The organism is Neorhizobium sp. CSC1952, assembly GCF_030378245.1.
Taxonomy (GTDB): Bacteria; Pseudomonadota; Alphaproteobacteria; order Rhizobiales; family Rhizobiaceae; genus Neorhizobium; species Neorhizobium oryzae_A.
This window is the reverse complement of sequence record NZ_CP128416.1, coordinates 2,169,996-2,182,033: the sequence shown is the minus strand read 5'-3', so window position 1 is coordinate 2,182,033 and position 12,038 is coordinate 2,169,996. Positions and strand designations below refer to the sequence as shown.

At 62.0% G+C, this 12,038-nt stretch carries 12 protein-coding genes and 1 riboswitch; of the genes, 8 read left to right on the top strand and 4 right to left on the bottom strand.

All coding sequences use genetic code 11. From position 1 onward, the window contains the following. Positions 1-59: 59 nt before the first annotated feature. The 8 genes from QTA58_RS10715 to QTA58_RS10680 all read left to right on the top strand — a co-directional run bounded on the left by QTA58_RS10715 (position 60) and on the right by QTA58_RS10680 (position 8,956). Positions 60-710 carry a thiamine diphosphokinase gene (locus QTA58_RS10715; protein ID WP_289672751.1) on the top strand — a complete coding sequence of 217 codons (651 nt, stop codon included), beginning with the start codon at positions 60-62 and terminating at the stop codon, positions 708-710. Positions 711-712: 2 nt separating this feature from the next. After that, the gene (locus QTA58_RS10710) at positions 713-2,533 is read left to right on the top strand and encodes an ABC-F family ATP-binding cassette domain-containing protein (protein WP_289672750.1); all 1,821 of its coding nucleotides are present in this window, start codon (positions 713-715) and stop codon (positions 2,531-2,533) included. Between the two features lie 156 nt (positions 2,534-2,689). Next, complete coding sequence (locus QTA58_RS10705) at positions 2,690-3,142, top strand: response regulator (RefSeq protein ID WP_289672749.1); 453 nt, start codon at positions 2,690-2,692, stop codon at positions 3,140-3,142. A 106-nt stretch (positions 3,143-3,248) separates the two neighbouring features. Beyond that, positions 3,249-3,644, top strand: coding sequence for a VOC family protein (locus QTA58_RS10700; RefSeq protein WP_289672748.1), 396 nt, complete (start codon positions 3,249-3,251; stop codon positions 3,642-3,644). Positions 3,645-3,689: 45 nt separating this feature from the next. Continuing rightward, a riboswitch (TPP riboswitch) is annotated at positions 3,690-3,792 on the top strand. Between the two features lie 23 nt (positions 3,793-3,815). Beyond that, positions 3,816-4,841 (top strand): thiamine ABC transporter substrate binding subunit, encoded by a 1,026-nt coding sequence (gene thiB, locus QTA58_RS10695; protein ID WP_289673120.1) that lies wholly within the window; start codon positions 3,816-3,818, stop codon positions 4,839-4,841. A gap of 7 nt (positions 4,842-4,848) precedes the next feature. Continuing rightward, positions 4,849-6,471 carry a thiamine/thiamine pyrophosphate ABC transporter permease ThiP gene (gene thiP, locus QTA58_RS10690; RefSeq protein WP_289673118.1) on the top strand — a complete coding sequence of 541 codons (1,623 nt, stop codon included), beginning with the start codon at positions 4,849-4,851 and terminating at the stop codon, positions 6,469-6,471. Then, positions 6,464-7,171: an ATP-binding cassette domain-containing protein gene (locus tag QTA58_RS10685; protein ID WP_289672747.1), complete on the top strand. Its 708-nt coding sequence runs from the start codon at positions 6,464-6,466 to the stop codon at positions 7,169-7,171. Before thiP ends, QTA58_RS10685 begins: the two co-directional genes overlap by 8 nt. 318 nt (positions 7,172-7,489) lie before the next feature. Beyond that, the gene (locus QTA58_RS10680) at positions 7,490-8,956 is read left to right on the top strand and encodes a M48 family metalloprotease (RefSeq protein WP_234810845.1); all 1,467 of its coding nucleotides are present in this window, start codon (positions 7,490-7,492) and stop codon (positions 8,954-8,956) included. 15 nt (positions 8,957-8,971) lie between these two features. Here QTA58_RS10680 and QTA58_RS10675 read toward each other — a convergent pair whose 3' ends face one another. The 4 genes from QTA58_RS10675 to QTA58_RS10660 all read right to left on the bottom strand — a co-directional run bounded on the left by QTA58_RS10675 (position 8,972) and on the right by QTA58_RS10660 (position 12,036). Further along, complete coding sequence (locus QTA58_RS10675; RefSeq protein WP_085419766.1) at positions 8,972-9,835, bottom strand: RNA polymerase factor sigma-32; 864 nt, start codon at positions 9,833-9,835, stop codon at positions 8,972-8,974. Positions 9,836-10,125: 290 nt separating this feature from the next. Continuing rightward, positions 10,126-10,698 (bottom strand): CarD family transcriptional regulator, encoded by a 573-nt coding sequence (locus QTA58_RS10670; protein ID WP_085419767.1) that lies wholly within the window; start codon positions 10,696-10,698, stop codon positions 10,126-10,128. Positions 10,699-11,089: 391 nt separating this feature from the next. Then, complete coding sequence (gene fdxA / locus QTA58_RS10665) at positions 11,090-11,428, bottom strand: ferredoxin FdxA (protein WP_085419768.1); 339 nt, start codon at positions 11,426-11,428, stop codon at positions 11,090-11,092. A 239-nt stretch (positions 11,429-11,667) separates the two neighbouring features. Then, the gene (locus QTA58_RS10660) at positions 11,668-12,036 is read right to left on the bottom strand and encodes an RNA-binding S4 domain-containing protein (RefSeq protein ID WP_289672746.1); all 369 of its coding nucleotides are present in this window, start codon (positions 12,034-12,036) and stop codon (positions 11,668-11,670) included. Between the last annotated feature and the right edge of the window lie 2 nt (positions 12,037-12,038).

Sequence of the window (12,038 nt, the reverse complement as noted above, 5' to 3'; positions counted from 1 at the left end):
TGGCTTCGGCGGCGCAACAGCTTTCCCTGACCTACCGCTTTGCGCTATGGGCAATGCCCATGAGCCATTCGACGTTCACCATTCTGCTCGGCGGCAATCTCACCGTCACCGACCGCCTGCGAGAGGCGGTCGGCGCCAGCCGCTTCATCGCGGCCGACAGCGGCATGCGGCATGCGGCAGCACTCGGCGCACAGCCGGAACTCTGGGTCGGCGATTTCGATTCCACCGATGCCGAGCTTGCCGGGCAATGGCCGGATGTGGAGCAGCGGACCTACCCGCCCGCCAAGACCGAGACCGACGGAGAAATCGCCACGGCGGAAGCGATCGACCGCGGCGCCACGAAGCTGATCTTTGCCGGCGCGCTCGGCGGCGAACGCAGCGACCATGCGCTTCAGCATCTCCTTCACGCCATGAGCCTTGCCGAGCGCGGCTTCGATATCCTGCTGACGTCCGGCGAAGAGGAGGCCCTCCCGTTGCTGCCGGGTGAAAAGGTGCTCGACCTGCCGAAGGGCTCGCTCTTTTCGATCGTCGGTTTCTCGGCGCTCGAAGGGCTCGACATTATCGGCGCGCGTTATCCGCTGGAAAACTTTTCACTGCCCTTCGGCTCCTCCCGTACGGTCTCGAATGTTGCGGAAGGCCCGCTGGAATTCCATCTAAAGAGCGGCAGGGCGATGATCCTTGCTCGCCCCTATGACTTTACAGGAGCCTAAGATTGGCGCCCCCGATTCTCAAACTTGACGACATCTTTCTGAGCTTCGGCGGCGCGCCGCTGCTGGCCGGCGCCGGCCTGCAGGTGGAGCCGGGCGACCGCATCTGCCTGGTCGGCCGCAACGGTTCCGGCAAGTCGACGCTCATGAAGATCGCCGCCGGCATGGTGGAGCCGCAATCGGGCGAGGTTTTCCGCCACCCCTCTTCCACCATCCGCTATCTCGAACAGGCGCCGGATTTCGCCGGTTACTCGACCGTGCAGGCCTACGCGGAAGCGGGTCTCGGCCCCGGCGACGATCCCTATCGCGTCACCTATCTGCTCGAACATCTGGGCCTCACCGGACAGGAGGATCCCAAGACCCTCTCCGGTGGGGAATCCCGCCGCGCGGCGCTCGCCCGCGTCATGGCGCCGGAGCCGGATATCCTGCTTCTCGACGAGCCGACCAACCATCTCGACCTGCCGACCATCGAATGGCTGGAAGACGAGCTGCGCAAGACGAAGAGCGCGCTGGTGCTGATCTCCCACGACCGCCGTTTCCTCGAAAAGGTCTCGACCGCCACCGTCTGGCTCGACCGCGGCGCCTCCAGGCGACTGGATAGGGGCTTCGCCCATTTCGAGGTCTGGCGCGACGAGGTACTGGAGGCCGAGGAACTGGAGCAACACAAGCTCGGCAAGGCGATCGAGCGCGAGGAACATTGGCTGCGCTACGGCGTCACCGCGCGGCGCAAGCGCAACATGCGCCGCCTCGGCGAATTGCAGACCATGCGCGCCAGCTATCGCGGCCACAAGGGGCCACAAGGCACGGTGCAAGCGCAGATCACCGAAGGCCGAGAATCCGGCAAGCTGGTAATCGAAGCCGAAAACATCACCAAGGCCTACGATCGCCCGATCGTCGCGCCCTTTTCGATCCGAGTCCATCGCGGCGACCGGATCGGCCTCGTCGGCCCGAACGGCGCCGGCAAGACGACGCTTCTGAAGATGCTGACGGGTGGGCTTGCGCCGGACAGCGGCACGGTGAAGCTCGGCACCAATCTGGAAATCGCAACGCTCGACCAGAAGCGCGAAGACCTGAACCCGGAAGAGACCCTCTCGCACTATCTGACGGACGGACGCGGCGAAACGCTGCTTGTCAACGGCGAGCAGCGGCATGTGGCGGGCTACATGAAGGACTTCCTGTTCCAGCCGGAGCAGATCCGCACTCCGATCAGGAATCTGTCGGGCGGCGAGCGCGCCCGACTGATGCTCGCCCGCATCATGGCCAGACCCTCGAACCTGCTGATATTAGACGAGCCGACGAACGACCTCGACATCGAGACGTTGGACCTCTTGCAGGAGATCGTCGCGGGCTACAACGGAACCGTCATCCTCGTCAGCCACGACCGCGATTTTCTCGACCGCACCGTGACTTCCACGATAGCGCCTGCCAATCCGGAGACGCCGGACGGCCGCTGGATCGAATATGCCGGCGGATACACGGACATGCTCGCCCAGCGGAAGGGCGCGCAGGAGGAAAGGCGCAGGGCGGAGAAGGCGGAAAAGCCGAAGGCAGAGGCCGCAGCTTTGCCTGTGGAAGCGTCGAAGACCAAGGGAAAACTTTCCTACAAGCAGAAATTCGCACTCGAAAACCTGCCGAAGGAAATGGCCAAGGCTGAAGCCGAAATCGCCGCGCGGGAGAAAAAGATGGCGGATCCCAATCTCTTCACCAGGGACCCGGCCGCCTTCAACAAGCTCGCGGCGGAAATGGAGAAATTGCGGGCAAGCCTCACGAAGATGGAAGAGGAATGGCTCGATCTCGAGCTGCTGCGAGAAGAGTTGGAAGGCTGAGCAACGGATTGTTAACTATAACAACCGCTTAGAGCGCAAAATCTGTCGCATAACGGAACATTCCCGTCCCCTGCCCGTTCGATCCGCATTCGTGGGCTGAACGCCGGCTGCGTCATCGGCCCGAATTGGGAACCGGAAACCGTGTGGGGACGTCCAATGCTGACAAAAGTACCGCGTCGTCGGCTGCCCAGGGAAGCGATGAATCAACAGGTGCTGATCATCGAAGATGAGTTTCTGATCGCGCTCGACATAGCCGAAACCGTTGAGAACATGGGCTTGAAGGTGGCAGGTTTTGCCAATGCCCGCAAACACGCCCTGGAATTGGCCTCACGGGCCGATATCGCCATCGTCGACGTCAATCTCGCAGACGGCCGGACCGGACCGGACATCGGCCGGCAACTTGCCGAACGATATGGGATAACGGTGATCTTCATGACCGGAAACCCGGACGACATCGAAGACGGCGAGAAAGGCTTTCTGGGTGTCCTGACAAAGCCGGTAGCGCCTCAGGTCCTGGAACAGTCGATCGACTATGCGATCGCCGACCGCCTGGGGACGATGGCCATCGTGCCGCGCGAACTCAAGGTCTTCCGGCAGAATTCGGGTTAGGCGAAAAATTTCGCCCCTTTCATGTCGGAGTCACGTTTCCTTCTTCGTCCTTGGGTAGAACGCACGATCACGTGCGTATAGGTTGAAGGCGAAGAGGAGAACTTGCATGCGAATGATTTTCGTGAACCTGCCCGTCGCAAATGTCGAAGTCGCGACACGCTTCTACACGGCACTGGGTTTTACCAGGAATCCCGACTTTTCCGATGAGACGGCGAGCTGCATGGTCGTCAGCGAGCAGATCTACGTCATGCTGCTCCAACATGAGAAATTCCAGGGCTTCATCAACGGCGAGATTGCCGATGCCAGGCGCACCAAGGAAGTGCTGAACTGCCTCTCCGCCGGAAGCCGCGCCGAGGTCGACGACTTCAAGGCGAAGGCGCTTGGCGCCGGTGGCGGCGAATGGAAGCCGAATATCGAGATGGGTCCCATGTATGGCTGCAGTTTCCAGGATCCCGACGGCCATGTCTGGGAAGTCATGTACATGGACATGGGCGCCGCCTGATCGCGACGCCCCCTTGCCAGTCAATCCCGCCGCCGTTACATCTGATCTGCTCTAACGGGGTGCCGCGCCAGACGCGGCTGAGAGGCTTTGCCAACCCGCGGAACCTGATCCGGTTAACACCGGCGGAGGGATTAGACGGCTCATGACCAGCGCCTATTCCCCTTATCGTAAATAAAGGAGGCGCTGATGCGCAGGATCGCTCTCTCGATATTCGCGGCCGCAACCGGCCTTTTCCTTTCCGTATCCGCTCACGCTCAAGAAAAGACGCTGACCGTCTATACCTATGAGAGCTTCGTTTCCGACTGGGGTCCAGGCCCCAAGGTCAAGGAAGCTTTCGAAAAGACCTGCGCCTGCAAGGTCGATTTCGTCGGCGTTGCGGACGGTGTGGCGCTTCTCACACGTCTCAAGCTGGAAGGTGAAAACACGGATGCCGATATCGCGCTTGGCCTCGATACCAACCTGATCTCGGAGGCGAAGGCGACCGGCCTTTTCGAACCGCACGGGCTCGACATTTCCGCGGTCAAGGTGCCGGGCAACTATAGCGACGACACCTTCATCCCGTACGATTACGGCCATTTCGCCGTGGTTTACGATACCAAGGTCATGAAGAACCCGCCGAGAAGCCTGAAGGAGCTTGTCGATGGCGATCCTTCGCAAAAGATCGCCATCGAGGATCCCCGCACCTCGACCCCGGGCCTCGGCCTGCTGCTCTGGATGAAGTCCGTCTACGGCGACCAGGCGCCGGAAGCCTGGGCGAAACTCAAGAACCGCGTGCTGACGGTGACCCCCGGCTGGTCGGAGGCCTATGGCCTGTTCACCAAGGGCGAAGTGCCCATGGTCTTCTCCTATACGACCTCTCCCGCCTATCATATGGTCGAGGAAAAGACCGACCGCTACCAGGCGGCATCCTTCTCGGAAGGCCATTACATCCAGATCGAGGTGGGCGGCATGCTCAAAGGGTCCTCCGACAAGGATCTTGCAAGGCAGTTCCTGAAGTTCATGATCTCCCCTGAATTTCAGGATGTCATTCCGACCACCAACTGGATGATGCCTGCCGCGGAGACATCCGAACCGCTGCCGGAAGCCTTCGGTAAACTGGTGCAGCCCAAGAAGACCTTCCTGATGGGTTCGGATGAAATCGCCAAGAACCGTCAGGCCTGGATCGACGAATGGCTCACTGCCATGAGCAGGAACTAAGGTCTCTATCTTGCTGACGCACGCCGAGCGAAGAAGAGGGATCGCCTGGGGCCTGACGAGCTTCCTCGGCATCGCCCTTTTCGCCGGCGCGCCGATCGCCGTCCTGCTGTCCTGGGACGTGGAGAGCACCCAGACGAGGCTCTTCACCGCCTATACGTGGCGCATCCTGCGCTTCACCCTGTGGCAGGCCGTGCTCTCGACGGCCCTATCGATTGCCTTCGCAATTCCCGTGGCATTGGCGCTCGCCCGCCGCCCGCATTTTCCGGGACGGCTGTGGATCGTCCGGCTGATGGCTTTGCCGATGGGCCTGCCTGTGCTGATCGGCGCGCTGGGGCTGATCGGCATCTGGGGCCGGCAGGGCATCATCAACAGCCTGCTGTTGAAGCTCGGCCTCGAGCAGCCGGTCAGCATCTACGGCCTCTCTGGCATCCTCCTCGCCCATGTCTTCTTTAACATGCCCCTCGCGGCCCGGCTGCTGCTCGCGGCGCTTGAGCGGCTTCCGGCCGAATACTGGCCGCTCTCCGCCGGCCTCGGCATGAAGCCCCTTTCCGTCTTCCGCTTCATCGAATGGCCGGCCGTACGGCGCGTCATTCCCGGCATCGCCGGGCTGATCTTCATGCTCTGCGCGACAAGCTTCACGCTCGTCCTCGTGCTCGGCGGCGGACCGGCGGCGACCACGCTGGAGGTGGCGATCTACCAATCGTTGCGCTTCGATTTCGACCCGCCCCGCGCCATTGCGCTCGCGTTCCCGCAGATCGGCATGACGGCGCTGATCCTGCTCGTCATTACGCTGTTTCCCACGCCCGACGATGCCGGTGCGACGGCCGGCCGGATCACCCGCCGTTTCGACGGCCGGACATTGCCGGCACTGTTCTGGGATGTGCTCGCCATCCTGCTCGCCACGGCTTTCCTCATCCTGCCCCTGGCATCGATCGCGACCGCAGGGCTCGGAGCCAATCTCTGGAGCCTCGTCACCAGTGCGGCTTTCCTCCGCGCCGCCCGGACGAGCTTCGCGATCGCACTTGCGGCCGGGCTTCTGACGATCCTTGTATCGCTGGCGATCGTTGCCGCGCGGGAAGCCGTCGCCGACATGAAACGGCCCGGCAGAATTGCCAAGGGGTTCTCCGCTCTTTTAGGCGGCACGTCCTATCTGGTATTGCTGGTTCCGCCCGTCGTGCTCGGCACCGGCTGGTTTCTCATGCTGCGACCCCTCGGCGATGTGGCGCGCTTCGCACCGGTGCTGGTGGCCGCCATCAACGCGCTGATGGCGCTCCCTTTCGTCATGCGCGTCCTGGCGCCGGCCATCGAAACGCATCGCAAACGGACGGGCAGGCTCTCGGCGAGCCTCGGCATTTCCGGTCTGTCCCGGCTGTGGCGGATCGATCTTCCGGTTCTCGCAAAGCCGCTCCTGACGGCATTCTCCTTCGCGATGGCCCTGTCGCTCGGCGATCTCGGAGCTGTGGCGCTTTTCGGTTCCGGCGAACTTACCACCTTGCCCTGGCTTGTCTATAGCCGGCTATCCAGCTATCGCACCAACGACGCGGACGGACTGGCGCTTATCCTCGGCATCATCTGTCTGGGCCTGGCAATGCTCGGCACGGCCGGGCAAAGGGAGGCGAAGCATGGCTGACGGCATCGTCCTGGAGAAGGTGGAACTGAGGCTTGGGACGAAGGATTTCCGTTTCGACTGCGCATTGCCCGCCGGAGCGGTCACGGCGGTCACCGGCCCTTCCGGCTCCGGCAAGTCGACCTTGCTGAACCTCGTCGCCGGCTTCGAGACGCCGGACCGGGGGCGCGTCGTGATCGCCGGCGACGATGCGACGGACAAGCACCCTTCGGAACGGCCGGTCTCGCTGATCTTCCAGGACAACAATCTCTTCACCCATCTCGATCTCTTCACCAATGTCGGCCTGGGGATCAGCCCATCCCTGAAACTTTCCGCGGAAGACCGGAAAGCGATCTCGGAGGCGCTGGTGCGCGTCGGCCTCGGCGGCTTCGATAAACGCATGCCTGGCACGCTCTCCGGCGGCGAGCGGCAGAGGGCAGCCTTCGCGCGAACCCTCGTGCGCCGGAAGCCTGTCCTGCTGATGGACGAACCCTTTGCCGCGCTCGATCCCGGCCTGCGGCTTTCGATGGCGAACCTTCTTCTCGACCTGCACCGGGAAGCCCGCAACACGGTGCTGATCGTCACGCATGATCCGGACGAAGTCGGAAGGCTCGCCGAGCACGCGATCTTCATCGACCATGGCCGGATTCTGCTCCAGGCACCGGCAAAGGAGTTTCTCGGTCGGCGCGACATTCCGGCAATCGCCGATTTCCTGTCCGGTTGAGGGAAAGCGGATCCGATCGCGGTTCAAAACTCGCTGAACCGTCCGTTATCCAGCCCGCCACAATTTGGACGTGCCACGATGGCAATCGCTGGGGTGCTGCGGGGATTTTCTTTGCAAACGCGCCAGTAAGGCATATCTCAATAAGATGTCTGTGCATGCGACGCGAAAATCGCTAAGCGGAACATGGAAGAAAGAACCGGTTGCCCGGGAGAATGAGTCTCCGGAGCCGGATGGCGGACCTTGGGAATGGTGGTGCGGAACACGAGGACGATGAGGCGCGACAGAGTGATCTCGGCTGTCTGGCCAAGAACCCGTTTCATGCCCGGCTTTAAAGCCCTCAGCGCTGTTTTGCTGAGCGGCGCGATGCTGGCCGGCTGCCAGTCGATCTTCGAGCAGGCCTATACGCCGAATGTCGCTCCCTCCAATTCGCCGCAGATCGTCGACGAAGTACAGAAGAACGATCCCCGCGCGCAGATGGGCGCACGGGAGCATCCCCGAATCGTGGCAAGCTACGGCGGAGAATACCGCGATGCCAAGACCGAGCGGCTGGTCGCGCGGATCGTCGGTGCGCTGACCGCCGTCTCGGAAAACCCCAATCAGTCTTTCCGCATCACCATCCTGAACTCGCCGGCGATCAACGCCTTTGCCTTGCCCGGCGGCTATCTCTACGTCACCCGCGGCCTCCTGGCGCTCGCCAACGACGCCTCCGAGGTGGCGGCGGTACTCTCGCACGAAATGGGCCACGTGACCGCCAACCACGGCATTGAACGTCAGCGGCGCGAAGAGGCGGAAGTGATTGCAAGCCGAGTTGTCTCCGAGGTGCTTTCCAGCGACCTCGCCGGCAAGCAGGCGCTCGCCCGCGGCAAGCTCCGCCTCGCGGCATTCTCCCGTCAGCAGGAATTGCAGGCCGACGTGATCGGCGTCCGGATGCTGGGCGAGGCAGGTTACGACCCGTACGCCGCAGCCCGCTTCCTGGATTCCATGGCCGCCTATGCCCGCTATTCGGCGGTCGACCCGGACAGCGACCAGAGCCTCGATTTCCTGTCGAGCCACCCGAATTCGGCCCAGCGCGTCGATCTGGCACGTCGCCATGCCCGCAATTTCGGCCAGGAGGGCAGCGTCGGCGACCGGGGCCGTGATTATTATCTCGCCGGCATAGACGGCCTGCTCTATGGCGACAGCCCGCAGGAGGGTTATGTCCGCGGCCAGACCTTCATGCATGGCGGCCTCGGCATCCGGTTTGATGTGCCGCCGGATTTCCGCATCGACAACAAGGTGGAAGCCGTTCTGGCCACCGGCCCCGGGGAGGCTGCGATCCGCTTCGACGGCGTCGCCGCCGGCGACAACAACAGCCTCACCAATTACCTGACGAGCGGCTGGGTGGCCGGGCTGCAGCCGGATACGGTGCGCGCGATCCAGGTCAACGGACTTCCCGCCGCCACGGCGCGCGCCTCCGCAGAACGCTGGGACTTCGACGTCACCGTCGTCCGCGTCGACAATCAGATCTTCCGCTTCCTGACGGCGGTACCAAAAGGAAGTCCCGCACTCGAGGTAACTGCCGAGACGCTGCGCAGAAGCTTCCGCCGCATGACACCCCAGGAAATCGCTACCCTCAAGCCGCTGAGGGTACGCATCGTTACCGCCGCGCAGGGCGATACCCTCGCCTCACTGGCGGCGCGGATGATGGGCACGGACCGCAAGCTCGACCTTTTCAAGCTCATCAACGCGCTGCCCGCCGGCGCAACGGTCTCGCCCGGCCAAAAGGTCAAGATCATTTCGGAATAAGCAAGCGGCGTCGCCTCAGCAGGCGGCAGCCATCTGCGGATTGGCGGAAACCAGCGCCGACTTGAGCTTCTCGATCGCGCGGCTTTCGATCTGCCGCACACGCTCCTTGGAAATGCCGAGTTCGGCGCCGAGCGCTTCGAGCGTCGCGCCCTCATCCGTCAGGCGGCGGGCACGGATAATCTTCTTTTCCCGTTCATTGAGCTTGGTGAGCGCACCTTGCAGCCATTTCAGGCGCCGTTCTCCGTCGATCATGCCGGAAACCTGTTCGTCCGGCAAAGGTTCGGCGCTGGCAAGCATGTCGAGCCGCTCGCCGCTATCGGCATCCCCGGCGATCGATGGCGCCTGCAGGGACGCGTCGCTGCCGGAAAGACGGGCATCCATGGTCTGAACGTCGGCAACGCTCACGCCCAGCGCCACGGCGATCTCCTCATGGATGGCACGGGCGGTCAGATTCGAGTCGCCGCGCGCAAGCTTGGCGCGCAGCCGGCGAAGATTGAAGAAGAGAGCCTTCTGGGCGGAACTGGTGCCGCCCCGCACGATCGACCAGTTGCGGAGGATATAGTCCTGCATGGATGCACGGATCCACCAGCTTGCATAAGTGGAAAAACGCACGTCGCGAGCAGGTTCAAACCTTGCCGCCGCTTCGAGCAGCCCTACATACCCTTCCTGTACGAGGTCGCTCATCGGCAATCCGAAGCCACGGAACTTGGAGGCCATGGCGATCACGAGACGCATATGTGCAAGGGCGATCTGGTTGCGTGCATCCTGGTCCTGATCGTCCTTCCAGCGAACCGCCAGATCACGCTCCTCGTCTCGTGCGAGATAAGGAGCCGCCATTGCTATCTTGATCATCGTGCGGTCTGCGGACATGGCTGTCATCGTGCTCTCCGTGAACGGTTTGATCCGACAAAACAGCGAAACCCCGTCACCGTACCTGCGACGCGAACGGCGGTGGATGCTCCTGCTGCCTTGCTCCCCTCGTTTGCATTCCGCGGGATTTCACATCGGCTGAAGCGCCTGATATTCGCCCCGCACTGCGTCTTCAGGACGAGAACCGCTGTGAGGTCGGTTCGCCGTACCGGCGAGAAAACGCGGAGCGCGGGAAAAAGTTCCAATAAAAAACCCGGCACAAGGCCGGGCTTTTAAAAAATGTTATAAGCTGCGGGGGATCAGGCAGCTTCTTCTTGGGCCTCGTCTTCATCGAGGGTCTTGCCGCGCTTCGGCCCCTTGGCGAGATTGACCTCGACGAGGCGAACGGCTTCCGTTTCGGACATCTTGTTCACAGCCGCGATTTCGCGGGCCATGCGATCAAGCGCAGCTTCATAGAGCTGGCGCTCGGAATAGGACTGCTCGGGCTGGTTTTCGGCGCGATAGAGATCACGCACCACTTCGGCGATCGAAATCAGGTCGCCCGAATTGATCTTCGCATCATATTCCTGAGCGCGGCGCGACCACATGGTGCGCTTCACGCGAGCCTTGCCCTGAACAACTTTAAGAGCACGTTCGACAAAATCCGTTTCGGACAGTTTGCGCATGCCGATGCTCACGGCCTTCGCAACCGGCACCTTGAGGCGCATCTTGTCCTTCTCGAAATCGATTACGAAAAGCTCAAGCTTCATGCCCGCGACTTCCTGCTCTTCGATGGCGGTAATCGTACCTACGCCATGAGCGGGATAAACAATCGATTCACCGGTTTTGAAACCTTGGCGTGCGGGAGAATTCTTTTTCTGCTGGGTCGTCATTCGTTTCACAAACTCCCTGTTACTCACCCGTTTTTCGGGTCGGGGAAACCGGGTCTGTCAGGCCCGGATGAGACGGGGGAAAACCGTCGGGTCACTCCATACTGGTCCGACCAACGCGCGCGAAAAACAGACCCCATTGCCAATTGCAACCGACAACAATCAAGCCTTGCAATGCCACGGATACCGCGTTTTTGGGTGATCTGTTGCTTTCGTGATGTTTTTTGGGCACGCGAGTGCCGCCTTGTGGAACAGTTCTCGTTGTCTACCACAAAAAAGTGCGGAAATCAATAATTTGCTTTTGCATGCGCACAGAGGGCAACGCCCGCCTTCTGCACAACAAAAAGGCAAAGCGATTCGGAACCCTTGTCCAGCCATGCCCTTCCGGCAGGGTTCAATCGCCCTTTCCAGGTTCGGGAGAGAAGAACTGCTCGTATTTGTTTTCGACGCCGTCCATCTCCTTGGCCTCCGGCAGGGCATCGCGCTTGACCGTGATGTTCGGCCAGATCTGAGCAAACTCCGCGTTCAGCTTCAGCCATTTGTCGAGGCCCGGCTCAGTATCCGGCTTGATCGCCTCGGCGGGACATTCCGGCTCGCAGACACCACAGTCGATGCACTCGTCCGGATGGATGACGAGGAAGTTTTCGCCCTCATAAAAACAATCGACCGGGCAAACTTCGACACAGTCGGTATATTTGCAGCGGATACAATTGTCGGTCACGACATACGTCATGCGGCACTCCAGGACTATCGCGGATCAGCGGCGGAGCCGACGGCATGGAGAGGCGCCGGCACACCGGAAAGCCGGGAGAGGCGAAACCTTGACTGCGAAGAGAACAGGAGGCAGGCGATCCGGCTTTTCGACTGTCAGGTAAAGCCTTTGGCCTTGTTTAGCAAGGATAAACAATCTTTCCGAAGCCCGTTTGGGGGAAGCTTTATTCTCCGGAGCCGCGATTTCCCGGGTTCGGGCCCTCAGCGATCGCCACCGCCGGCCCCGCCCGTGCCGAGGCCCCGCTGGGCGCGCTCAAATGGGGTGAGCCGCCTCCGCTCGCCGGGCGGCGGCGTCAGGTCATCGTAAAGGAGCCTGGCCTCCTCGAACGGGCCGCGGCGGACACCGCCCGCGCGAACGATCAGCACGACATCCCGCCGCTCCAGGAGAAGCTCGACGCGGTCACCCGGCTTGATCACCCGGCTTGGCTGGCTGCAGGTCTCTCCATTCACCGTCACCGCACCGGCGGCGATCAGCGACTGCGCCAGCGAACGGGACTTCACCATGCGGGCGAAGAAAAGCCACTTGTCGATACGCTGGCGCGAACCGTCCTGTGGCTCCTTCTCCGTCATGG